The sequence below is a fragment of the Lentzea sp. NEAU-D7 genome (assembly GCF_026242055.1).
Lineage (GTDB): Bacteria > Actinomycetota > Actinomycetes > Mycobacteriales > Pseudonocardiaceae > Lentzea.
In genome coordinates this window covers 71,861-93,471 of sequence record NZ_JAPJDL010000018.1, presented here as the reverse complement: position 1 = coordinate 93,471, position 21,611 = coordinate 71,861, and the positions used below count along the sequence as shown (strand labels likewise).

General features: G+C 70.1%; 22 protein-coding genes and 1 pseudogene. 13 read left to right on the top strand and 10 right to left on the bottom strand.

From position 1 onward, the window contains the following. Window positions 1–11: 11 nt before the first annotated feature. The 5 genes from ORI60_RS31120 (at window position 12) to ORI60_RS31100 (ending at window position 4,389) form a co-directional block, all read left to right on the top strand. Window positions 12–740 carry a phosphoribosylaminoimidazolesuccinocarboxamide synthase gene (locus ORI60_RS31120; protein WP_266041566.1) on the top strand — a complete coding sequence of 243 codons (729 nt, stop codon included), beginning with the start codon at window positions 12–14 and terminating at the stop codon, window positions 738–740. Further along, window positions 730–1,431 carry an SDR family oxidoreductase gene (locus tag ORI60_RS31115; RefSeq protein ID WP_266041565.1) on the top strand — a complete coding sequence of 234 codons (702 nt, stop codon included), beginning with the start codon at window positions 730–732 and terminating at the stop codon, window positions 1,429–1,431. Before ORI60_RS31120 ends, ORI60_RS31115 begins: the two co-directional genes overlap by 11 nt. Beyond that, window positions 1,431–2,213, top strand: a complete 783-nt coding sequence (locus ORI60_RS31110; protein ID WP_266041564.1) for an HAD family hydrolase — start codon at window positions 1,431–1,433, stop codon at window positions 2,211–2,213. The genes ORI60_RS31115 and ORI60_RS31110 overlap by 1 nt, the downstream gene beginning before the upstream one ends. 4 nt (window positions 2,214–2,217) lie before the next feature. Then, a complete protein-coding gene (gene hisG, locus ORI60_RS31105) occupies window positions 2,218–3,084 on the top strand; it encodes an ATP phosphoribosyltransferase (RefSeq protein ID WP_266041563.1) in 867 nt (288 codons plus the stop codon). An 81-nt stretch (window positions 3,085–3,165) separates the two neighbouring features. After that, complete coding sequence (locus ORI60_RS31100; RefSeq protein ID WP_266041562.1) at window positions 3,166–4,389, top strand: Rieske 2Fe-2S domain-containing protein; 1,224 nt, start codon at window positions 3,166–3,168, stop codon at window positions 4,387–4,389. A gap of 25 nt (window positions 4,390–4,414) precedes the next feature. Here ORI60_RS31100 and ORI60_RS31095 read toward each other — a convergent pair whose 3' ends face one another. The 4 genes from ORI60_RS31095 to ORI60_RS31080 form a co-directional block, all read right to left on the bottom strand. Further along, window positions 4,415–5,578, bottom strand: coding sequence for an amidohydrolase family protein (locus ORI60_RS31095; RefSeq protein ID WP_266041561.1), 1,164 nt, complete (start codon window positions 5,576–5,578; stop codon window positions 4,415–4,417). 38 nt (window positions 5,579–5,616) lie between these two features. Further along, window positions 5,617–6,804, bottom strand: a complete 1,188-nt coding sequence (locus tag ORI60_RS31090) for an MFS transporter (RefSeq protein ID WP_266041560.1) — start codon at window positions 6,802–6,804, stop codon at window positions 5,617–5,619. Between the two features lie 83 nt (window positions 6,805–6,887). Beyond that, window positions 6,888–7,358 carry a flavin reductase family protein gene (locus tag ORI60_RS31085; protein ID WP_266041559.1) on the bottom strand — a complete coding sequence of 157 codons (471 nt, stop codon included), beginning with the start codon at window positions 7,356–7,358 and terminating at the stop codon, window positions 6,888–6,890. Continuing rightward, complete coding sequence (locus ORI60_RS31080) at window positions 7,355–7,864, bottom strand: NADPH-dependent FMN reductase (protein ID WP_266041558.1); 510 nt, start codon at window positions 7,862–7,864, stop codon at window positions 7,355–7,357. The genes ORI60_RS31085 and ORI60_RS31080 overlap by 4 nt, the downstream gene beginning before the upstream one ends. Before the next feature lie 363 nt (window positions 7,865–8,227). Here ORI60_RS31080 and ORI60_RS31075 point away from each other — a divergent pair, with 363 nt between their 5' ends. The 6 genes from ORI60_RS31075 to ORI60_RS31050 are packed head-to-tail and all read left to right on the top strand — an operon-like array spanning window position 8,228 to window position 17,121. Next, the gene (locus ORI60_RS31075; protein ID WP_266041557.1) at window positions 8,228–12,325 is read left to right on the top strand and encodes an amino acid adenylation domain-containing protein; all 4,098 of its coding nucleotides are present in this window, start codon (window positions 8,228–8,230) and stop codon (window positions 12,323–12,325) included. Between the two features lie 29 nt (window positions 12,326–12,354). Further along, on the top strand, window positions 12,355–13,308 hold the full coding sequence (locus tag ORI60_RS31070; protein ID WP_266041556.1) for a pseudouridine-5'-phosphate glycosidase: 954 nt from the start codon (window positions 12,355–12,357) through the stop codon (window positions 13,306–13,308). Continuing rightward, entirely contained in the window at window positions 13,305–13,991 is a 687-nt protein-coding gene (locus tag ORI60_RS31065; RefSeq protein WP_266041555.1) for an HAD family hydrolase, read from the top strand. The genes ORI60_RS31070 and ORI60_RS31065 overlap by 4 nt, the downstream gene beginning before the upstream one ends. After that, complete coding sequence (locus tag ORI60_RS31060; RefSeq protein WP_266041554.1) at window positions 13,988–15,190, top strand: questin oxidase family protein; 1,203 nt, start codon at window positions 13,988–13,990, stop codon at window positions 15,188–15,190. Before ORI60_RS31065 ends, ORI60_RS31060 begins: the two co-directional genes overlap by 4 nt. Beyond that, a complete protein-coding gene (gene upp / locus ORI60_RS31055; RefSeq protein WP_266041553.1) occupies window positions 15,187–15,870 on the top strand; it encodes a uracil phosphoribosyltransferase in 684 nt (227 codons plus the stop codon). The genes ORI60_RS31060 and upp overlap by 4 nt, the downstream gene beginning before the upstream one ends. 33 nt (window positions 15,871–15,903) lie before the next feature. Further along, window positions 15,904–17,121: an MFS transporter gene (locus ORI60_RS31050; protein ID WP_266041552.1), complete on the top strand. Its 1,218-nt coding sequence runs from the start codon at window positions 15,904–15,906 to the stop codon at window positions 17,119–17,121. A 146-nt stretch (window positions 17,122–17,267) separates the two neighbouring features. Here ORI60_RS31050 and ORI60_RS44785 read toward each other — a convergent pair whose 3' ends face one another. The 5 genes and pseudogenes from ORI60_RS44785 to ORI60_RS31030 form a co-directional block, all read right to left on the bottom strand. Further along, complete coding sequence (locus ORI60_RS44785; protein ID WP_416234521.1) at window positions 17,268–17,402, bottom strand: hypothetical protein; 135 nt, start codon at window positions 17,400–17,402, stop codon at window positions 17,268–17,270. A 12-nt stretch (window positions 17,403–17,414) separates the two neighbouring features. Then, window positions 17,415–17,552: pseudogene (locus ORI60_RS44780) on the bottom strand (hypothetical protein); the annotation flags it as partial. Between the two features lie 202 nt (window positions 17,553–17,754). Then, the gene (locus ORI60_RS31040; RefSeq protein WP_266041551.1) at window positions 17,755–18,030 is read right to left on the bottom strand and encodes a peptidase inhibitor family I36 protein; all 276 of its coding nucleotides are present in this window, start codon (window positions 18,028–18,030) and stop codon (window positions 17,755–17,757) included. A gap of 44 nt (window positions 18,031–18,074) precedes the next feature. Then, window positions 18,075–18,920, bottom strand: a complete 846-nt coding sequence (locus ORI60_RS31035; RefSeq protein ID WP_266041550.1) for a peptidoglycan-binding domain-containing protein — start codon at window positions 18,918–18,920, stop codon at window positions 18,075–18,077. A 110-nt stretch (window positions 18,921–19,030) separates the two neighbouring features. Next, the gene (locus ORI60_RS31030; protein ID WP_266041549.1) at window positions 19,031–19,231 is read right to left on the bottom strand and encodes a hypothetical protein; all 201 of its coding nucleotides are present in this window, start codon (window positions 19,229–19,231) and stop codon (window positions 19,031–19,033) included. A gap of 194 nt (window positions 19,232–19,425) precedes the next feature. Here ORI60_RS31030 and ORI60_RS31025 point away from each other — a divergent pair, with 194 nt between their 5' ends. Continuing rightward, window positions 19,426–20,352: a nitronate monooxygenase gene (locus tag ORI60_RS31025; RefSeq protein ID WP_323055960.1), complete on the top strand. Its 927-nt coding sequence runs from the start codon at window positions 19,426–19,428 to the stop codon at window positions 20,350–20,352. Window positions 20,353–20,510: 158 nt separating this feature from the next. Then, window positions 20,511–21,029 (top strand): hypothetical protein, encoded by a 519-nt coding sequence (locus ORI60_RS31020; protein ID WP_266041548.1) that lies wholly within the window; start codon window positions 20,511–20,513, stop codon window positions 21,027–21,029. 82 nt (window positions 21,030–21,111) lie between these two features. Here ORI60_RS31020 and ORI60_RS31015 read toward each other — a convergent pair whose 3' ends face one another. Continuing rightward, window positions 21,112–21,540 carry an STAS domain-containing protein gene (locus ORI60_RS31015; protein ID WP_266041547.1) on the bottom strand — a complete coding sequence of 143 codons (429 nt, stop codon included), beginning with the start codon at window positions 21,538–21,540 and terminating at the stop codon, window positions 21,112–21,114. Window positions 21,541–21,611: the final 71 nt, after the last annotated feature.

Here is a 21,611-nt window from a genome sequence, read left to right as displayed (position 1 = left end):
GGCAGGGAAGCATGCGCGACACCGATGCCGACGTCGCCGGGCCGGCGAGTGTGGTGGACGAGCGGGAGCCGGACATCACCGGCCGCAGCAAGAAACTGTGGCTGGTGCCCGGCGACCGGTGCGTCGTGGAACTGGTTCCCAGCCTGCGCAGCTTCACCCGCGCCCGGGACGAGCTCGTCGACGAGACCGGTCCGTTGCGGCTGGACTTCTACGAGAAAGCCGCGGCACGACTGTCCGATGCGGGTGTCGAGTGCGCGTTCCGCGCCCGTCTCGGGCCGGTCACCTACCTCGCCGACTACCGGCCGGCGCCACCGTTCGAGGTGATCGTCAAGAACGTGGCGACGGGTTCGACGACACGCAAATACCCCGGCCTCTTCCCCGACGGTGAGCCGTTGCCCCGCCCGGTGGTCAAGTTCGACTACCGCGTCGACCCCGAGGACCAGCCGATCGGTGAGGACTACCTGCGGGTGCTCGACCTGCCGGTCGACCTGATGCGCGAGCAGGCGCTGCTGGTCAACGACGTGTTGCGGGACTGGCTGAACCCGCTGCGGCTGCTGGACTTCTGCGTGATCTTCGGTTTCTCCTCCGCCGGTGAGATCAGCCTGATCTCGGAGGTGTCGCAGGACTGCATGCGGTTACGGCACCCGGACGGCTCGCCGCTGGACAAGGACCTGTTCCGCGGCGGTGCGTCCGCCGGCGAGCTCGTCGAGCAGTGGAAGAGGGCGTTCGATGGGCTCTGAGTCCCCTGTCGCACTGGTCACCGGTTCGAACCGGGGCAGCGGACGTGCCATCGCCGCGCGGTTGCACGAGCGCGGCTATCGGGTGTTCTCGTTGAACCGCACCGTGACCGGCGAGGACTGGCTGGGTGAGCGGGAGTGCGACCTCGCGAGTCGTGAGTCGCTGGCGGCCGGGGTGGCGGCGGTGCTGGAGCGGGCCGGACGGCTGGACGTGGTGATCGCCAACGCGGTCGAGCGCGTGCTGGACCCGATCGAGAAGATGTCCGAACAGGACTGGGACCGGCAGCTGGAGATCAACCTGTCGTCGGTGTTCCGATTGGTGAAGCAGGTGCTGCCGGCGTTGCGCCGCTCCCGCGGACTGTTCCTCGTGATGGGCAGCCACGCGGGATCGCGTTACTTCGAGGGCGGGAGCGCGTACAGCGCCACCAAGGCCGCGCTGAAGGCGCTGGTGGAGACGTTGTTGCTGGAGGAGCGGAACAACGGCGTGCGGGCGTGTCTGCTGGCTCCCGGCGCGATCTCGAACCTGGACGGTGACGACGCGCCCACCAAGGTGAGCGTCGAGTCCGTCGGGACGTGCGTGGCGAGCATCGTCGCGGACTGGCCGGCCGATCTCGTGGTGGGGGAGCTGGAGTTCCGCCCGGCGCTGCTGCCCGATTCCCCGGTGACCGGCATCGACCGTCTGCTGCACGTCTGATGTTCTTCGTCGCCACCGACCTCGACGGCACGTTGCTCACCAGCGACCGGCTGGTCACCGAGCGGGCGAAGAGCGCGCTGACGAAGGTGCGCTCCTCCGGTGGTGTCGTCGTGCTGGTCACCGCGAGGCCGTTGCGGGATGTGACCGAGATCGGCCAGGAGGTCGGTGCGAACTTCCTGGTGTGCTCGGGCGGCGCGGTGCTGTACGACCCGGTGCGCGGCGAGCTGGTGCGCGCGACCACGCTGGGCTCCCGCCGGGCGACGAGCCTGATCTCGTTGCTGCGCCAGACGTTTCCCGGAATCCGGCTCGGTGTCGACCACCTGGCCCGCTGCGACCTCGACCCCGGCTTCCACGTGGGCGCGCCGGGCGTCGCGGACCGGCACGCGACGGAGCCGTTGCGGCAGGTCGCCGAACCAGCGGTGAAGCTGATCGCGCAGTCCGACGAGATGCCGGTCGACCGGCTCGCGCGGGCGATCAGCGCGCTGGTCGGGGCGGCGTGCTCGGTGGCGGTGCCGTGCAGCTACTTCGTCGACGTGCTGCCCGCCGGGGTGCACAAGGCCGTCGGACTCGGCGAGCTGCACGAGTGCCACGGCCGCGTGCTGCCGTCGATCGCCTTTGGTGACATGCCGTCGGATCTGCCGATGTTGAGGTGGGCGGACGTCTCGGTCGCCACGGCGAACGCGCACCCCGCGGTGCTGGAGGCGTGCGACCACGTCACGGCGCACCACGACGCCGACGGTGTCGCTGTCTATCTGGAAAGCCTGATCAGCACTGGGGGATGAGGAAATGGTCACTCTCGTGCTGCCCACGGGGTCGTTGCACGAGCCGACTCTGCGCCTGTTCGACGCGGCGGGCCTGACCGTCCACCGGCAGGCGTCGCGGGCGCTGCGGGCACACGTCGACTTCCCCGGCATCGAGCGGGTGGTGTTCGGCAAACCTCGCGAGATTCCGGGTCTGGTCGCGGACGGCGTCGTCGACCTCGGGCTGACCGGCACGGACTGGATCGAGGAGAGCGGCGCCAAGGTCGAGGTGGTGCACGAGTTCCAGTACTCGAAGACCACCAGCGCCGGTTGGCGCGTCGTGCTCGCCGTACCGGTCGACCATCCCGCGCGGACCGCGGCGGATCTGCCCGCGGGCGTTCGCGTCGCGTCGGAGTACCCCGCCATCGCACGGCGCTACTTCGAGGAGGAACTGTGCCAGGAGGCGCGCATCGTGCACTCGCACGGTTCGACCGAGGCGAAGGTGCCAGATCTCGCGGACGCGGTGCTGGAGATCGTGGAGACCGGAGACACGTTGCGGCACAACGACCTGCGCGAGCTGGTGGTCGTGCGGCGGTGCGCGGTGCAGCTGGTGGTCGCCACGCAGGCGGACCCCGTCGTGCGCGCTACGGCGGAGAAGGTCGCGTTGCTGCTCAAGGGCGCGCGGGCAGCGACGGAGCACGCCCTGCTGACCGTGGTGGCGCCCGCTGATTGCTGGGACCGGGTGCGGCAGGAACTGCCGCGGTGCTGGTGGTTGCTCGGCGGAGACCCGGAAACCGCGGTGGCACAAGCGACCTACGAGCTTCGGGGCGTCGCGGAAGCGATCACGCGGCTCACACAGGCCGGTGCGGTGCAGGTCGTGGAGACGCCGATGCGAAAGCTGGTGACGGCGTGACAGGTCTCCGGAGTTCTTGCCGTTCAACGGTCCTCGATGTCATGTTTGCGCAGAATCCACTGTGGTGAGAGAGGTTTTCCAATGGCCACCAAGTCCATGAACGAGACTCTGACCCGAGTCGGCAGGGGCACGCCCATGGGCGAGCTGCTGCGCGAGTACTGGATGCCGGTGATGCGGTCCGAGCGCGTCGTCGCGGGTGGTGAACCCATCGCTGTCGAGCTGCTCGGCGACCGGTACGTGATCTTCCGCGGCGACGACGGCACCGTCGCCTGCTTCGACGAGGCGTGCCCGCATCGCGGAGCTTCGCTCGCGTTGGCGCGCAACGAGGACTGTGCGCTGCGCTGCATCTACCACGGCTGGAAGTTCACGACCGACGGCCGGACCGTCGAGACGCCCTCCGAACCGGAGGACGGAGGGCGGTTCGCGTCCAAGGTGAAGCTCAACCACCACCCCGTCGTCGACGCGGGCGGCGTGATCTGGGTGTGGGCCGGCGGCACCGGTCGTGAGCCGAGCCCGTTCCCGCGCTTCGCCTTCACCGACCTGCCCTCCTCGCACGTGTTCGGCATCGTGGCGATCCTCGACTGCAACTGGGTGCAGGGACTGGAAGCGGACATCGACTCCGCGCACGTGTCGCTGTTGCACGAGACCGAGGCGGCGAAGGGTCCGCTGAAGGATCTGCTCGACGATCGCGCGCCACGCGACGAGATCGAGAAGACCTCCTGGGGCATCCGCTACGCGGCGATCCGCCGACTGTCCACTGGGGACAGTCTGGTGCGGGTGAAGCCGATGGTCATGCCGTGGTACACCATCGTGCCCGAGCTTCCCAACGGTGACCGCCTGTGGCACGCGTGGGTGCCGATCAACGACCACCAGACCATCTTCTGGTACCTCTGGTACAACGAGGACCAGCCGGTCGACCCGAACTACTTCGCCGACCAGTTCGGCCTGGACCTCGAGAACATGAACAAGGACAACTTCCGCGAGGGTTACTCGCGGGAGAACATGTGGGGCCAGGACCGCGCCGCGATGCGCGCGGGCACGTCGTTCTCCGGCATCAGCGGCCTCGCCGCCCAGGACATCGCCGTGCAGGAGAGCATGGGCGCGATCGTGGACCGTTCGATCGAGAACCCCGGCAAGAGCGACACCGGTCTCGTCCGGGCACGCCACTTCCTGCTGGACGCGATCAAGGACAAGGCGGAGGGACGGGTGCCGGCCGGGCTCGGCGACGAGGTCGACTACCGCAAGATCTCGTCGGCGAACGTCGTGGTGAGCGACGGGGACGACTGGCGTCAGCTGGTGGTGTAGCGCGGTGCCGGTGCGCGTGACGGTGTCAGCGCAGTTCGGCCGCGACTGCCGGGCGTGGCGTCATCCTGCCCGGCATCGCGCGCACCGTCCCGGCGGTCACCACGACGGTGATCGCCGGGATGTCGCCGACGCGCATGGCCTCCGCCACCGTGTCCGCCTGGGAACCAGCGGGCGCCGCGAGACCCAGCAGATCCGCGGGCGCGCCCCGGCGCACCCGTCCTTCCGGCAGGTGCCACACATCGGCAACCGTGCCCGTCGCGAGCGACCACGCCACCTCGGGTTCGAGCCCGCCGAGCGCGGTCAGCTCCAGCACCGTCTTCAGCACCGCGAGCGGCATCACACCGAACCCGGACGGCGTGTCCGAGCCGACCACCACGCGGTGCAGCTCGTCGCGGGACGCCGCATGCTCCACGATGCGCAGCGCCGCCTTGAGGTTGCCCGCCTGCACCACCTGCAACGCCATGTCCGTCTCGGCGAACAACGCCTCGACCTCCGTGAACGGCAACGCGGTCGGCCCGCCGTTCGCGTGTCCGCACACGTCGGGCCGCAACGCGAGCAACGCCTCGCCTCCCAGCGAGGCCCCACCCGCGGCACTCGCCCCGCCCGCGTGGCACATCACGGTCAGCCCGGCCTCCCGCGCCCAGCGCACGTGCTCGACGCCGTCCACCGGATCGGTGAACGCGCCGAACCCGTACTTCGCGAGCCGCACCCCGGTCGCCGCGAGCTCCCGGAAGTCCTCCTCGGACAGTGTGGGCTCGATCAGCACCGCGCCCGCGCGCACCCGCATGCCGCCGGGCCGGTACTCGCTGAAGCACCGCTGCGCGGCGACGGCAAGCGCTTTCACCCCGGCCCTGTCGCGTGGCCGTCCCGGCACGTGCACCTCGCCCGCCGACACCGTCGTCGTGATGCCGCCTTGGACGTACCCGGCGAGGTAGTCGACCGCGCGCTGCCGCGGGCTGTAGTCCCCGAACGTCACGTGCCCGTGTGAGTCGATCAGTCCTGGCGCGATCGTGCCGCCGCGCAGGTCGATCACCTCGTCGGCGCCGTCGATCTCGTGCGTCAGGCTGCTCGCCTTCCCCGTCGCGTGGATCATGCCGTCCCGGCAGACCACGGTGTCGGCGTCGAGCAGCGGTGCCGCGAGATCTCCGGAGAAAACGGTTGCCGCGCCGGTCAGCACGAGCGTTGCCATGCGTCCTCCACATCGGACTCGAGTGCGACAAAGCCGCGTCAGTCAGCCGCGACCGGTTGACCCGCGGGCACGAACAGCCGGTAGCCGGCACCGAGCACCGCCAGACAGAACAACGCACCGGCACCCGCGTGCGCCGCCGCCAGGTGCAGTTCGCCGCGGTCCAGCACCGGGCCCACCACCGCCGCGCCGAGCGAGGTTCCGGCCGCGAAGAGCGTGACCAGCCAGGCGAACGCCTCGGTGACCGTGCCGCGCGGCGCGAGGTCGCTGATCAACCCGAACAACGCGGCCAGCATCGGCGCCAGGAAGAACCCCGTGAGCAGCATCAGGCCGGCCATCGGCAGAGGCGTCGGCACGGTCGCGAGCATCCCGTATCCCACCAGCAGCCCGGCCGCGAAGAACACGATCCGCGTCCTCGGCTGGATCGTCCACCGGATCATGCCGTAGATCAGAGCGCCGGCCAACGCCGCGAAAGCGTTCAGCGCCAGCAACATCGGCGCGCCGCCGAACACCTCGAACCGCTCGGCGTAGCTCACCACCAGCACGTTGAGCGTGCCGATCGCCACACCGGTGCCGACCGGGGCGAGCAGCAGGATCGTCAGGCCGCGGTGCCGCAGCGGGCCGAGCCAGTGCCGGTGCTCCGTCTTCTCCGGCGCCCACCTCCTGGCCGGTGCGGCGGTGGCGAACGTCGCCACGCCCGCCAGCGTGAGCAGCGCCTGCGCCCACAGCGCGCTGACCGGAGCGAACACCGCGAGGCACAGCGACACCACGAGCGGGCCGAAGACGAACACCAGCTCCTGCGCGGCCGAGTCGACCGCGTAGGCCTTCTCCAGCTCGTCCTCGGCGACGAGGCCCGGCCAGAGCACGCGCAGGCACGGTTCCAGCGGAGGTGTGAGCGCGCCCGCCAGCACCGCACCGATCAGCACCACCACGTGGTTGGCGGGTGCGAGTGCGATCGTGACGAATCCGGTCGCCGCGAGCAGCCCGGTCGGCACGAGCACCCGCACCTGGCCCACCCGGTCGACGACGCGGCCGATCACGGGGGAGCCGATCGCGGACGAGAGGGCGAAGGCGCCGGACACCAGTCCGATGAACACGTAGTCGGCACCCGCGTCGCGCAGCGCCAGCGGGATCGCGACGGCCGCCATGGCCATCGCGAGCCTGCCGACCCAGCTGCCGAACAGCACGCGGAACACGTGCTGCCTGCGCAGGACGGACCAGTACGTCACGCGAGCCTCCCGGACGTCAGTGAGCACGTGCCAGGCCCAGTCTCGCCCGTGACGTCTCCCCGGACGGACTCGCCGCACACCGCTCAGGCGACTGACGTCCAGCGTCCCTGATGCCGCACGAGCGGCGGAACTTCCTGCCCGGACGTGATCTCGACCGGTGCGCCGACGAGCGCCACGTGGTCGCCGACCGCGATGCGCTCAACGGCGCGGCACCTCATCCGGACCGGCGGGTCGAGCAGGTGCGGCACGCCGTCGTCGTCCGGCTTCCACGTGGTGCCCGGTCCGAAACGATCAGCGCCGCTGCGGGCGAACAGGTCGGCCAGGCCGCGCTGCTCGGTGCCGAGCAGGTGCACTGCGAAGAGCGGCGCCGCGCTCAGCACCGGCCACGCGGACGCCTTCGTGCCGATCCACGCCACCACCAGTGGCGGGTGCATGCTCGCCGAGCAGAAGGAGCTGACCGTGACGCCGATCGGCCCGTCCGGCCCGGCTGCCGTGATGATCGCGACGGCCTGCGGGTGGTGCCGCAGCGCGCACCGCAGCTCTTCGGCGATCATGACGCCACCGACGCGTTCAGCGCGTCCGCGTCGAGGAGGTCCACGAGTGCGGCCGTGAGAGCGTCGTCATCGACACCGAGCGCGGACTCGTTGAGGAAGATGCCGCGACCGGGCACCTGACCTCCCAGCTCGACGAGCAGCGGCCGGAGGTGCACCTCCACCGCGAGCGCGTGCCGGTCGGAGGCCGCGATCTGCAACGGCAGCACCGCCTTGCCGCGCAACCAGTTCGGTGGCGCCTGGTCCAGCACCGCCTTCAACAACCCGGTGTAGGTCGCTTTGTAGGTCGGAGTCGCCACGACGAGCACGTCCGACTGTGCGAGCTCGTCGAGCACCGCCCGCATCCGCGTGGAGTCGAACACCTCGTGGGTGATTTCCGCCGCGTCGACGGTCGGTCCGACGACGGGATCCTTGAGCACTTGACGAGCCGCCTCGCGCAACGCGAGCGCCGCCCGCAGCGTACGGGAAGCCGGGCGGGGATTTCCTACCAGCACACCGATCGCAGTCATGTGCTGAACCTTGCGCGATGGCGGGGGGCGCGTCGACTTCGAGTCCTGAGTGGACGGTGACCGGGCGTGATCTGAGCCATGGTCGCCGAGTGTGGCCTCGGTTGTGCTGCTTCCTCCGTCCTTTCAGGTACGTTCCAGCCGTTTGGACGAGCGCCGTCACCGGACTGCGGGTAGCGGTACGGCTGGATGGATCCGGTGCTCGTGCCAAGAGGGCGATCCGGTCAACGAACCGTGTGCCGCGCATCGACGCGCGGCCGGACAGCGGTGCCGGTAGCGCGCGCGTCGGTTCAGGTCTCACCTCGGCTCGATGCGGGCGCAGCCCGATCTTGTTGCAGGCCAATGGATATGTGGGGGCATGTCGACATGGCAGCTGGGGGAACGAACGTGGCCGTCGCCGTGCCTGCGGGTGCTGGCGAGCCCACCTGCTTCATCAGGCGAAGTGTGGCCGAGATGTTCGGCGACGCGGTGGCCGCGCACCCGGACCGGGTCGCGGTGGCCGGGGACGACCGCTCACTCACCTACCGCGAGCTGGCCGCGAGCGTCAAGACGGCGGCATCGCGGTTGAACGCGGCCGGGGTGGCGCCAGACGACTGCGTCGGCGTCTTCGTCGAACCGTCCGCAGAGCTCGTCGTGGCCGTGTGGTCCGTGGTGTGCGCGGGTGGCGGTTATGTGCCGTTGTCGCCTGACTACCCGGACGAACGCCTCCGCTACATGCTGCACGACGCCCGGCCTCGGGTGGTGCTCACCCAGCGGAGCTTGCGCGCCCGGCTGGCCGCGATCGCGCCGCCGGGCATCGAGGTCGTCTGCGTCGAGGAGATCACGCGGACGACGGGACCGGTTCCCGCGCGGCAGTGGGCGGCTCCGCGGCCCGAGCACCTCGCCTACGTCATCTACACCTCCGGCAGCACCGGTGTGCCGAAGGGGGTGATGGTCGAGCACGGCGCGGTGGCGAACCAGCTCGGCTGGCTGCACGACGTGCACGGGCTGGGCCCCGGTTCGGTGGTGTTGCAGAAGACGCCGCTGAGCTTCGACGCGGCGCAGTGGGAGGTGCTGGCCCCCGCTTGTGGTGCCACCGTGGTCGCGGGCACCCCCGGCCTGCACCGGGACCCGGACCGGCTCGTCGACACGATCGTGCGGCACCGGGTCACGACGTTGCAGTGCGTGCCGACGTTGCTGCGGGCCCTCGTCGACGGCGGCAGGGCGACCGAGTGCACGTCGTTGCGACAGATCGGCAGCGGGGGCGAGACGCTCACCCGCTCACTGGCCGACGAGTGCCTGCGGGAGGTGCCGTGGGCCGAGCTCGTGAACCTGTACGGGCCGACCGAGTGCACCATCAACGCCTCCGCCCACGTCGTGAGCCGGGAGGAGCTCCTCGACGGCCCGCCGGCGGTTCCGCTCGGGATTCCCGCGCACGGCACGTACTTCCGCGTGCTCGACGAGCGTTGCGCACCGGTGTCCCCCGGCGAGATCGGCGAGCTGTTCATCGGCGGCCGCCAGCTGGCCCGCGGCTACCTCGGCAGGCCGGACCTGACGGCCCAGCGGTTCGTGCCCGATCCGTTCACGCCGGAGCCCGCCAGGCTGTTTCGTTCCGGTGACCTGGTCCGGGCCGACGCGGACGGCACCGTCCACTTCGTCGGCCGCGCCGACAACCAGGTGAAGCTGCGCGGGTTCCGGGTGGAGCTCGACGAGATCAGGCTCGCGATCGAGGCGCACGACTGGATCAGAACCGCCGCCGTGCTCGTCAAGCCCGACGCCCGCACCGGGTTCGAGAATCTGGTGGCCTGCATCGAACTCGACCCGCGCCAGGCGTTCCTGATGGACCAGGGCAACCACGGCGCGCACCACCAGTCCAAAGCGTCGCGGCTGCAGGTGCGCGCTCAGCTGTCCAACCCGGGGCTGCGCCCGCAGGCCGACCTGGCCGGCCTGCCGCGGGTGGCCCTGCCCGGGCGGGAGCCGACCGCCGCGCAGCGCCGCGAGGTGTTCGCCCGCAAGACGTACCGGTTCTACGACGGCGGTGAAGTCACGGCGGCCGACCTGCTCGACGTGCTCAACCGGCGGCCGGCAGGCAGCGGGTCCCTGCGTCCCGAGGACGTGGACGCCGGCACGCTCGGCGAGGTCCTTCGCTGGTTCGGGCAGTTCCACAGCGGAGAGCGATTGCTGCCCAAGTACGGCTACGCCGCGCCCGGTGCGCTCTACGCCGTCCAGCTCTACCTCGAGGTCCGCGGTGTGGCCGGGCTCGCGGCCGGTCACTACTACTACCACCCGGTCGATCACGAACTCGTGCTCGTCCGGCCCCTGGCGCAAGCCGGTCCCGCCCGGCTCCTGGTGCACTGCGTCGGGCGGCGCTCGGTCGTCGAACCGGTGTACCGCAACAACGTCGACGAGGTCCTGGAGATCGAGACGGGCCATCTGGCCGGTCTGTTCGAGGAAATCCTGCCCCGCCACGGGCTCGGCCTGCGCGCGCTCGGCCTCACCGCGGGCATCGAGGACGCGCTCGGGTGCGCGCCCGACGACCACCACACCGCGACGTTCGAGATCGTGGCGTGGCAGGGCGGAGAGCCTGACCTGGCCGACCTCTACGTGCAGGTCCACCCCGGCGGTGTCGCGGACCTGTCCGCGGGGCAGTACCGGCACACCGGCGGCGAGTTGCGGCGGATCGCCGACGACCTGGTGCTGCGCCGCGACGTCATCGCGATCAACCAGGAGGTCTACGACCGCGCCCGCTTCGGTGTCACCGTGATCGCGCGCGCCGACGAGCCGTGGCGGCGGTACGTCGATCTCGGCCGGGTGATGCAACGCATCTCGATGAACGACGCCCACCTGGGGTTCATGTCCTCGGGATACAGCTCGGCATCCGGCAACCCGTTGCCCTCGGCGCTCAAGATCGACGCGGTGCTGCGCCGGTGCGAATTGCCCACCGGGCCGTCGTACTTCTTCGTCGGCGGCCGGATCAGCCCCGAACAGCGGGCGAGCGAAGGGATGCGCGAGGACGCCGTGCACATGCGCGGGCCCGCCGAGATCGTCCGGGACGACCTCGCGGAACTGCTGCCGGACTACATGGTGCCCAACAAGGTCGTGGTGTTCGACGCGCTCCCCGTGACCGCGAACGGCAAAGTCGACCTGCGGGCGTTGCTCGACTCCGAGCGCACCGACGCCGGTCCCGGTGACCGGCCGCTGACCGCTCCCCGCACGGCGGCCGAACGGCGGGTGGCCGCGGCGTGGTCGGCGGCGCTGCGCTGCGACGACGTGTCCGTGCACGACGACTTCTTCGTCCTCGGCGGCAACTCGCTCATCGCGGTGACCCTGATCAACCGGCTGAACAAGGAGTTCGGCACGGCGGTGCCGTTGCAGACCCTGTTCGAGGCACCGACGGTCGCCGGACTCGCCGAGCGGTTCGAGCGCGGGGGAGCACAGGCGGCGTTGCGGCTGATCCCGTTGCGGCCACAGGGATCCGCGGAACCCGTGTTCTGCTGGCCGGGGCTGGGCGGCTACCCGATGAACCTGCGGCCACTGGCCCGCGAGCTCGGACTGGACCGTCCGTTCTACGGCGTGCAGGCCCGCGGGGTGAACCCCGGCGAGACCGCGCACGACTCGGTCGCCGCGGCGGCGGCCGAGGACGTCGCGGAAATCCGTGCACGCCAACCACATGGGCCGTACACGCTGTGGGGTTACTCCTTCGGCGCGCGGCTCGCGTTCGAGGCCGCCCACCAGCTGGAGCAGGCGGGGGAGCGCGTGGAGAACCTCGTCCTGCTCGCTCCCGGCGCACCGGTGGTCGTCCTCGACGGCGTGCCGACGACCGCGGTGGAGGGCGACTACCGCGATCCGGCGTTCGTGGCCATCCTGCTGTCGGTCTTCACGGGCCGGATCGACCACCCGTGCCTCCCGGAGTGCCTGCGCACCGTGCACGACGACGCCGGTTTCGCCGCGTTCGTGGCACGGCGGTTCGACCTCGACGCCGAGCTGGTCGGCCGGATCACCGCGGTCGTGCGCAGCACGTTCGAACCGGAGTACACCTTCGCCGAACTGCGCGGCCGGCGGCTGGGCGCACCGGTCACGATCGTCAAGGCCCGTGGCGACGACTACTCGTTCCTGGAGTCGCACAACGGTTTCACCAGGCGACCACCCGTGGTGCTCAGGCTGAACGCCGACCACTACAGCATGCTCGACCATCCCGATCTCGCCGAGCTGGTGGGCGTGCTACGCCCTCTGTTCGATGACCGTCCACAGGAGACAGCCATGCCGCACATCAACATCAAGCACTTCCCCGTCGAACTGACGGAGGACCGGCAGCGCCTGCTCGTCGCCGCGCTGACCGCCGCGGTGCGCGAAGCGTTCCACTGCGACGAGGACGTGATCTCGATCGCCCTGGAACCCGTCGACCAGGACGTGTGGAACGACCGCGTCTACCTGCCGGAGATCGTCAACCGCAAGGACCTGCTGTGCAAGGTTCCCCAGTACTGACGGCACCACCCGGGAAGGAGACGAACCACATGCCTGACAACCGAAATCCCCGCCGACCGGACGTGCCGCTGGTGCTCGCCCCTGAGGTCGCCGACGCCCTCGCCGAGGGGCGTCCGGTCGTGGCGCTGGAGTCCAACGTCATCACGCACGGCCTGCCCTACCCGCAGAACGTCGAGGCCGCCCTCGCGGTGGAAAAGGCGGTGCGCGCCGGCGGGTCCGTACCCGCGACGATCTGCATCGCCGACAGCGCCATCGTCGTCGGAATGTCCGATGTGGACATCGAACGGTTCGGCACCACGGCCGGCATCCCCAAGGTCAGCAGCCGCGACCTCGCGGTCACACTCGCCACCGGAGGCGCGGGTGCCACCACGGTCGCGTCCTCCGCGGTGTGCGCCGAACTGGCGGGGATCCCGTTCTTCGCCTCCGCGGGCATCGGCGGTGTGCACCGCGGTGCGCAGACGACCATGGACATCTCCTCCGACCTCGTCCAGTTCACCCGCTCGTCGGTGGCGGTGGTCTGCGCGGGGGCGAAGAAGATCCTCGATCTGGGGCTGACGCTGGAGTTCCTGGAGACGCACTGCGTCCCCGTGATCGCCTACCAGTCCGCCGACTTCCCCGCGTTCTACTGCCGCTCCAGCGGTTTCCGCAGCCCCCAGCGCATCGACGACGAGGACGTGCTCGCCCGCGTCATCGACATGCACTGGGCGCTGGGCAACCAGGGCTCCGTGCTGATCACCTCGCCCGTGCGGGAGGCCGACGCCGTGGACGGCGCCGAGGTGGACGCCGCGATCGCCGACGCCCTCGTCGCCGCGGACCGCGACGGTGTGCGCGGCAACGCCGTGACGAAGTACCTGATGCGCGCGGTTGACCACGCCACCGGCGGCCGTTCGGCCACGGCGAACGCGGCCGTGCTCGCCAGCACCGCCGAGGTGGCGGGCAGGCTCGCGGCGGCGCACGCCCGGCTGCTGGCAGGCCGGCGATGACCGGCACCAGGCTCGCGGTGTTCGACCTCGACGGAACCCTGGTCGACTCGCCCAGGGCGATCGTGGCGACGTTCACGGAAGTGCTCGCCCTGCTCGGTTCGCCCGCGCGGCAACCGGAAGCCATCCGGGCGACGATCGGCATGCCGATGGAGAAGGCGTTCGGCACGCTGCTCGGGGTGGCCGCCGACGACCCCCTGGTGGCCAGCGGGGTGGAGCACTACCAGCAGGTGTTCCGGAAGCTGGTGCTGCCCCGCGCCCGTGAGCTGGTCTTCCCCGGCGTTGCCGACGGGCTCGCCGAGCTGGCGGACGCGGGTGTCGCGCTCGCCGTGGCCACCAGCAAGTTCCGCCGCAGCGCCGACGCCCTGCTCGACGCGGCGGGGCTCGCCGGCCTGTTCGAACTCGTCGTCGGCGCCGACGAGGTCCGCAACCCCAAGCCGCATCCCGAGATCGGCGAGAAGATCCTGCACGCCCTCGACGTGCCCGCCGCGCGGGCGGTCATGGTCGGGGACACCACTCACGACGTGCTGATGGCGCACGCGACCGGGATGCGCGCGATCGCCGTGACCTACGGCGTGCACGACCGCGCCGAACTGGCCACCGCCCGCCCGCACCGGTACGCCGACGCGTTCCCCGAAGTCGTCGTCATGGTGCGCACGACAGCACAGGAAGAAGCAGTCCTATGACCGAGCTGATCCAGCTTTCCGTCGCCGACGAGCTGCTCGACGACCGCACCTACCACATCGAGTTCAACGGCCACCTGACCAACCACGCCAAGCACGCCGTGGTCGCACTGGCCGGGCTCGGCGCGTCACCGGAGAAGATCAAGGCCTACTACGACGGCTACGCGAAGCTGACTCCCTACGGCTACGGGCTGGAGCCACAACGCCCCCAGCGCAGGGAGATCACCGCCGCCAACTGGCAGGAGTTCCTCGGGCAGCGGGCGCACTTCTCCGCCTACTGCTCGTTCTTCGACGCCGAACTGACCCGCCACGGGCTCGACGAGGTCCTGCGCCGTTACCTGCCGGCACTGCTGCCGGGCTGGGTGAGCTCGTTCACCCACGCGACCATCCACCTCGGCTGGGGCCTGGACGCGGGCAGCCGGTGGATGACCGTGGAGGGGCTGGCCTACCTCGCCTTCTCGTTCATCTCGTGCCACCCCGAGCGGGTGCTGGCCGAGCGGGCCGACGACGCCACCGCCGTCGACTCGCTGCTGCGCGTCGCGGAGGTGTGGGACGCCGACCGCGACGCCATGAACGCATGGGTGCGATCCGTCCTCGAAGAGGACGACCCGGCCATTCACCCCGAACTGGCCAGGTCCGGCCTGCAGTTCCGGATCGCGCGGATGCTCGCGGAAGGCCATCCGCTGGCCTACCGCACGCCGCGCTGGATCGACACCGAGGACGTGGCGAGCGGATGGGAGCAGCTGCACTACGCGGTGACGTTGTTGTACCTCGCCGCGCCCGGCGACTTCGTCCTGCTGCACCTCATCACCTCGCTGCACGCGATGGAACAGATCTCCCTGCGCCTGCCCGGCGAACACGGCAGGGAGATGCTCCGCCAGTTCTGGATCGGCCTGGTCTGCGTGCTGTCCGCCGAAACCGCCGTGCCGTCCAGGACGAAGCTCGCCGCGCTGCACGCCGCCTTCTCGTCCTCTGCGGACACCGTCGGCAGTCCGGTGTGGACGGAAGAGTGGGACCGGATCGTCGCCAGGGCCGTCGAGGAGGACGAGGAGCACAACCCGAAGCTGGTCTACGTGATGCGCCGGGTGTGGGAGCGCACCGGGGGCCTGAGCGTCTACCGCGCCGCCGCGGGCCAGTTCACCGCGACCCCGTCGCTCCCGCCGTCGTTCGAAGAACCCCCGACCGAGGAGGACAACGCATGACCGCGACCGCCGAGACGCCCGTCCTGCCAGCGCACCTGCGGGAGAACGTCCATCTGCTGCCGCAGACACCGCTGCTGCGAGCGCTGCACACGATCATCCGGGACCGTGACGTCCCGCGCGACCAGTTCGTCTTCCACGCCGACCGGATCATCCGGATGCTGCTCGACGCCGCCCTCGACCTGCTGCCGTTCGAGCCGCACCAGGTGCGGACCCCGGTCGGCCACGTCTACGAGGGCCTGCGCTTCGCCGAACGCGTCTGCGGGGTCTCCGTGGTGCGCGCCGGGGAGAGCATGGAGGCGGGGCTGCGCGCCGTGCTGCCGCCGGTGCGGATCGGCAAGATCCTCATCCAGCGGGACAAGGAGACCGTGCAGCCGCACCTGTACTACACCAAGCTGCCCGCCGACATCGCCGAGCGGAACGTGCTGCTGCTCGACCCGATGCTCGCCACGGCGGGAACCGCGCGGATGGCCGTGCAGGTACTGCTCGACCACGGCGTGCCGGAAGAGCGCATCGTGTTCGTCAACCTGCTGACCGCGCCCGAGGGCATCGCGGCCCTGTGCGACGCACACCCGCGGCTGCGGCTCGTCACCTCGTCGATCGAGCAGCGGCTGAACGAGAACTCCTACATGCTGCCCGGCATCGGCGACTTCGGTGACCGCTACTTCGGGACCGATCGATGAACACGGAGTGCGACGTCTGGAACACTGAGAATCATGTCCGTCTCTGACGCCCAGCCCGGGCAAGCCACGACCGACCGGCCGCCGGCACACCTGGTTGCGGGGCGTGGCCTGCTGCTCGTCGTCGCCGTGGTGCTCACCGCGATGAACCTGCGCCCGGCGATCACCAGCGTCGGCCCGGTCCTCGACCAGGTGCGCGGCTCTCTCGGCGCGTCACCGACCTGGGCGGGCCTGCTCACCACGATCCCGGTGCTGTGCTTCGCGGTGGCCGGCCCCTTGGCGCCCGCGGTGGCCCGCAGGGTCGGCACGGCCGCCACGATCGCCGGGGCGCTGGCCGTGCTCGCCGCGGGCATCCTGCTCCGCGCCGTGGGCGGCGCGGCCGTGGTGCTCGGCGCCACGCTGGTCGCCGCGGCCGGCATCGCGTTCGTCGCGGTGCTGATGCCGGTGGTGGTCAAGAGTTCCTACCCGGCCAAGGTCGGCGTCATGACCGGGGTCTACACGGCGGCGCTGCAGTTCGGCGCCGTCCTGGGCTTCGCGCTCACCCCACCACTCGCGACGGTGATGCACGGCTGGCGGCCCGCATTGGCGACCTGGGCCGGACTCGCGGTGCTCGCTCTGGTCGTGTGGTCGATCGCCGCGCGGCGGGGCGGGGCTGCGCCGCCGGGCGCCGCAAGTACCGCCAAGGGCACGTCCCTGCTGCGCAGCCCGCTGGCTTGGACGGTGACGGTGTTCTTCGGGCTGCAGGCGCTGATCGCGTTCGTGGCGATCAGCTGGCTGCCGCAGGTGCTGATGTCCGCGGGCGTCAGCCGCGACGACGCGGGCCTGTTGCTGGCGCTGCTGTCGTTCCTCGCGTTGCCGGTGAGCCTGCTGGTGCCGCCGATGGCCGCGCGGCGCGGCGGGCAGAGCGGGTGGATCCTCGGACTGGGCCTGACGGGCATGGCGGGCCTGCTCGGGTTGCTGCTCGCCCCCGCCGCGGCCCCGCTGCTCTGGGTCGTCCTGCTGGGCCTCGGCATGAGCGTGTTCTCGCTGGCGCTGACGGTGATCGCGCTGCGCGCGAGCACCAGCGAGCAGACCGCGAAGCTCTCGGGCATGGCACAGGGCTTCGGCTACCTGATCGCCGCGACGGGGCCGTTCCTGTTCAGCCTGCTGCACGAACTGACCGGAGGCTGGACGGCACCGCTGTCCATGCTCATCGGTGTTCTCGTCGTGCAGATCGTCGTGGGCGTGTTCGCTGGTCGTCCTCGCACGGTCTGACCGCACAGCAGGCACGATGCCTGGGGTTGGCCTCGCGGGTTCTGTCCCAAGTAGACAGTGCTGGGCAGCTGCCGATGTGGATGCACGCCGACGCGCTCGCGTGCCGCCGCGAGCAGTTGTTCGCGGCGGCACGGATCACTGACCGGTCAGAAGTGGAGCATCCACTGGAAGTCGGCCTGGGCGTTGCTCACGTGGACGTGTTTGCGGGTGCCGTAGGCGAGCGGGTTGTTCCAGTTGTACTCCTCGACGTCGAACGAGCCGTCGGCGTGGACCGCGTTCACGTAGGCGACGTGACCGACCCGGTGAACGTCGTTGACGGCGATGGCGCCGACCTTCGGGGTCTTGTTGACCGTGACGCCGACGCGGCGGGCGGCGTCGTCCCAGGTGCCGGCGTTGCCCCAGGTGGTTCCGCCGTAGGAGTTGCTGAAGCTGGGGACGCCGAGCCTGCTGGCGACCCGGTAGGCCGCGAAGGCGGTGCAGTTGTTCTGGGCCGGTGAGGAACTTGTGGCTGGCGTTGTTGTTCTTCAGCGTGGCGTTGAGATTGCCGGTGGCGCCGGGCTTGAAGTCCTGGCTCGCGCCGCCGTAGCCGCTGTTGAAGTAGACCCGCACCGTGTGGCTGGTGCGGTTACGCACTCATGCCGAGTTGTTCTTCACGCACAGGCCTTTGCCGGCGCCGGCGCCCTTGAATTCGTAGCAGGACGGCTGAGTCGCGCCGTAGTCGCTGATCGAGCCGGTGAAGTCGGAGATCGAGCCGGCCTGGTTGCTGTTGTAGTAGAGGCAGAACTCTCCGCTGTCGCAGTCCCCGTCCCTGCTCGCGGCGAACGCGGGCGAGGCGGTGGCGGCCATGAGGGGCGCGACCAGGGCCAGTGCGGCCCCGGCGGCGGCGAGCATCGTGCGTGCGATTTTCACGGGTTTTCCTTTTCGGGAAAGGGGTTGATGCTCGGGGCTGCTGGTCAGTGCGTGCGCTGGTACTCCTCCCACGTCTCGATCGGAATCCGGGGACCGTCGTCGGGGCGGTGGTTGGCGAGGCCGTTGAAGCCGAGGTAGTAGTCACCGACCTGGTTCTGCGCCTGGGTGGCCTGGTCGGTGTCGTTGATCGCCACCGCGTGGATGTGCCACGGCCAGTCGCCCTGGGACGGGCTGCGGACCCAGGCGGCGAAGCCGACCTGGCGCAGCGCGCGGGCGACGGCGGTGCGGGTGGCGGCGGACATGCCGTCGACCTTGAGGTCCACGACGCCGCCGCCGTCGTGGGTGCCCGCGGAGGTCGGGTCGCCGCCGGGGTTGTAGGAGCCCTGCGACAGCACGAGGCGACGCCCCAGCAGGAGTTCGGCCTCGGTCAGCATCGCCTGGGTGCGGGTGTTGACGACGTACCCGTCACGCTGGACCTTCGTGCCTGGCTTGATCACGTGGGAGACGGTGAACCGGCTCTGCCCGAGCGTGGCCAGCGAACTCGCGCCGGGCAGACCGTTCGCGGCCAGTCCGGTGTAGCCGAGCGAACGCTGGTAGGCCGCGTACGCCTTGATGGTCGTGGTTCCGAAGTAGCCGTCGACCCAGCGGGCCTCCAGCAGGTTGCGTGCCTGGAGTGCCCGCTCTACGGCCAGCACGGATTCCTTGGCGCCCTGGGTCAGCGTGTCGTCGGCGCGCCGCGGATCGATCTGGGCGGCCAGGACGGTGGCTTCCATGTTGACGACGGGCAGCGGGGCGGCTGAAGCCTGCGTCGCGCTCAACGTCAGGCCGCCCAGGACAGCGAAGGTCGCCAGCGCCGTGATGGCGCCCTGGGTCTTCATCTTTGTCTGCATGCGGTGTTTCTTTCCCTTTGTCCTGCCAGTGGGGGCAGCGCGAGCGCAGTGCCTTGGTCCAGGCTCGGACATGGCGCTGACAAAGCTCTGACACCTCAGAGCAGATCGCGTCAGCGGGCCTGGACATCCACAGTGGACTTCAGGGACAGGCGTGCCAGCGTCAGGATGCCTGCGAGCAGTGCGAGGAGGACGTAGGCGTTGCCGATCACACTCTCCAGCAGGCTCCACGTCAGCTCGCGGTTCTCGCCGCGCGACGCGACGCCGAACGTCCATCCGGAGAAGCACGCCAGAGAGGTCGTGGCCGTTGGCACGAGCCCACTTGCGGATGGCCAATGTCTGCTCTTTGGTCCGGGACTCGGCCACGATGGTGAGGGTGGTGTTCGCGGCCTTCCTCATGCGGCCGCCGGTACGTCGGCCGCTCGCGACGAAGTGCTCCAGATGCGGCGGCGTTGCTGGCGCGTGTGCGCGAGGGCACGGTCGTGATCACCAGTCGCCACAGCGTGGGATGGACACGCTCGCCGAGCCGGGGGTGGGCAGGGCCGAGCTGGTCGCGGCCGTCGCGAACGCGAGCGCCCTCGGGTTCCTCACCGCGCTGACCCAGCCGACTCCGGAGGCGCTGGAACGGGAGATCGCGCGCTGCCGCGAGATGACGGACAAGCCGTTCGGCGTGAACCTGACGATCCTGCCGTCGATCACGCCGCCGCCCTACGACGAGTACCGGCGCGCGATCGTCGAGTCGGGCGTCAAGATCGTGGAAACCGCTGGTTCGAACCCGCGCGAGCACCTGCCGGAGTTCCACGCCCACGGCATCAAGGTGCTGCACAAGTGCACGAGCGTCCGGCACGCCGTGACGGCGCAGGAGATCGGCGTGGACGGCGTGAGCATCGACGGGTTCGAGTGCGCGGGCCACCCCGGTGAGGACGACGTCCCCGGCCTGGTCCTCATCCCCGCCACCGTGAACAGGCTGTCGATCCCGGTCATCGCGTCCGGTGGTTTCGCGGACGGCAGGGGACTGGTGGCCGCGCTCGCGCTCGGCGCGGAGGGCATCAACATGGGCACGCGTTTCCTGTGCACGCAAGAAGCTTCGGTGCACCAGCGCGTCAAGGAGCAGATCGTCGCCAACAGCGAGCTCGACACCGAGCTGATCTTCCGCCCGCTGCGCAACACCGCCAGGGTCGCCAGCAACGCGGTGAGCCGCAAGGTCGTCGAGATTCTCGACAACGGCGGCGAGTTCCCCGATGTGCGCGACCTCGTGACAGGAGTCAGAGGACGCAGGGTTTTCGAGGACGGTGACCTGGAAGCCGGGATCTGGAGCGCCGGCCTGGCTCAAGGGCTCATCGCCGACATCCCGACGGTGCGCGAACTCGTCGACCGCATCGTGCGGGAGGCCGAGGAGCTGATCACCGGTCGGCTCGCTGCGGTCTGCGAATGACACGTCGAAGACTGCTGGTGCACGCTCTTGCTCCTGACCGGCCAGGTGTCGCTCGCGCCGAGCTCATCGCCTGGCGTACATCACCGCACATCTGGGTAAAGGCTGATCGGGTGACAGGACAACACCACCGTCAGTGAGAGGGCACACCGTTGAGCGACATGAACGTCCCCGCCGGCGCGGACGGGACGCACGAGGGCCCGGGCAAGGCACAGCAGACCGCCGCGAGGGTCGCGAAGGCAAAGGCAGCTGCGGCTGACGAGGTCAAGCAAGCTACCGCGCACACCGCGAACAAGGCCGGTGAGAAGATCGGCAAGGAGAGCACCGCTGGTGTCGCAGCCGAAAAGGCAGGCGTAGAGGCGAAGCAGACCGACGCGGTCCGTGAACAGGCAGCCGCCGTGGCCGCTCAGGTGGGTGACAAGGCCACCGAGCTCGGCCAGAAAGCCGTCGCGGTCGCCGAGCGGGTGAACCAGAAGGCGAGCGTGATCGCGGGCCAGGTCAGCGAGAAGGTCGGCGTCGCGGGCACGCAGGTCGGTGTGAAGACCATCGAGGCGGTCGAGGCGCTGCCCGAGCCCGTGCAGCAGGGTGTTCGGCAGGCCCGTCGGCACCCTGCGGCGGTTGCTGTTGGCGCGGCGGCAGTCTTGCTCGTGCTGTGGAAGCTGTTGCGTCGGGGGCGGTAGGCGGCGCGGTCTTCGATCGTCGTCGAGTGGTCGGGGTGCGGGTGGGCAGTCGTCGGCCCGCGTCCCGATCGAAAGGCGTGGATCACGGCCATGAACGCACAAATCCGGTATCCGTCGGATCGTCCAAGTGTCCGGTGTAGCGACAGTGACGGCGCACTGCGGCCAGGGCCTCCGCGCGGGTGCGCTGCACGCGAAGGAGGTCTTGGGTGTCGGTCGACCGGATGGGTCGTATCACCGCCCGACGTCCTGCCACGACGGCGAATCTGACGCCCAGTTGGTCGGCACGTTGTCGCGCCTCGAGAAGTACGGCGATGCCGATCGATCCGAAGAAGCCCACGTCGTCCAGATCGACCACCAACGCGCCGGCCCCGTTGCCGATGCGCGTGAACAACGTGTCCCGGATCTGTTGGAAGGTCTCGTGATCGACGTCGCCGTGCACGGCGACGATCACGACATCGTGGGTGGAGTCGACCTCGACTGTGATCAACGGCTTCTCGACGTCTTCGTGCATGCTGCTCCCTCGACTCCACAGACACGCGCTCGCTGCCGACTACCCGTTCGGGACCCGCCCGACACCTCCCA

Coding starts and splice junctions, on each gene's coding strand:
- ORI60_RS31120 (WP_266041566.1), top strand. CDS start 12: ATGCGCGACACCGATGCCGACGTCGCCGGGCCGGCGAGTGTGGTGGAC.
- ORI60_RS31115 (WP_266041565.1), top strand. CDS start 730: ATGGGCTCTGAGTCCCCTGTCGCACTGGTCACCGGTTCGAACCGGGGC.
- ORI60_RS31110 (WP_266041564.1), top strand. CDS start 1,431: ATGTTCTTCGTCGCCACCGACCTCGACGGCACGTTGCTCACCAGCGAC.
- hisG (WP_266041563.1), top strand. CDS start 2,218: ATGGTCACTCTCGTGCTGCCCACGGGGTCGTTGCACGAGCCGACTCTG.
- ORI60_RS31100 (WP_266041562.1), top strand. CDS start 3,166: ATGGCCACCAAGTCCATGAACGAGACTCTGACCCGAGTCGGCAGGGGC.
- ORI60_RS31095 (WP_266041561.1), bottom strand. CDS start 5,578: ATGGCAACGCTCGTGCTGACCGGCGCGGCAACCGTTTTCTCCGGAGAT.
- ORI60_RS31085 (WP_266041559.1), bottom strand. CDS start 7,358: ATGATCGCCGAAGAGCTGCGGTGCGCGCTGCGGCACCACCCGCAGGCC.
- ORI60_RS31080 (WP_266041558.1), bottom strand. CDS start 7,864: ATGACTGCGATCGGTGTGCTGGTAGGAAATCCCCGCCCGGCTTCCCGT.
- ORI60_RS31075 (WP_266041557.1), top strand. CDS start 8,228: ATGGCAGCTGGGGGAACGAACGTGGCCGTCGCCGTGCCTGCGGGTGCT.
- ORI60_RS31070 (WP_266041556.1), top strand. CDS start 12,355: ATGCCTGACAACCGAAATCCCCGCCGACCGGACGTGCCGCTGGTGCTC.
- ORI60_RS31065 (WP_266041555.1), top strand. CDS start 13,305: ATGACCGGCACCAGGCTCGCGGTGTTCGACCTCGACGGAACCCTGGTC.
- ORI60_RS31060 (WP_266041554.1), top strand. CDS start 13,988: ATGACCGAGCTGATCCAGCTTTCCGTCGCCGACGAGCTGCTCGACGAC.
- upp (WP_266041553.1), top strand. CDS start 15,187: ATGACCGCGACCGCCGAGACGCCCGTCCTGCCAGCGCACCTGCGGGAG.
- ORI60_RS31050 (WP_266041552.1), top strand. CDS start 15,904: ATGTCCGTCTCTGACGCCCAGCCCGGGCAAGCCACGACCGACCGGCCG.
- ORI60_RS31035 (WP_266041550.1), bottom strand. CDS start 18,920: ATGCAGACAAAGATGAAGACCCAGGGCGCCATCACGGCGCTGGCGACC.
- ORI60_RS31025 (WP_323055960.1), top strand. CDS start 19,426: ATGGACACGCTCGCCGAGCCGGGGGTGGGCAGGGCCGAGCTGGTCGCG.
- ORI60_RS31020 (WP_266041548.1), top strand. CDS start 20,511: ATGAACGTCCCCGCCGGCGCGGACGGGACGCACGAGGGCCCGGGCAAG.
- ORI60_RS31015 (WP_266041547.1), bottom strand. CDS start 21,540: ATGCACGAAGACGTCGAGAAGCCGTTGATCACAGTCGAGGTCGACTCC.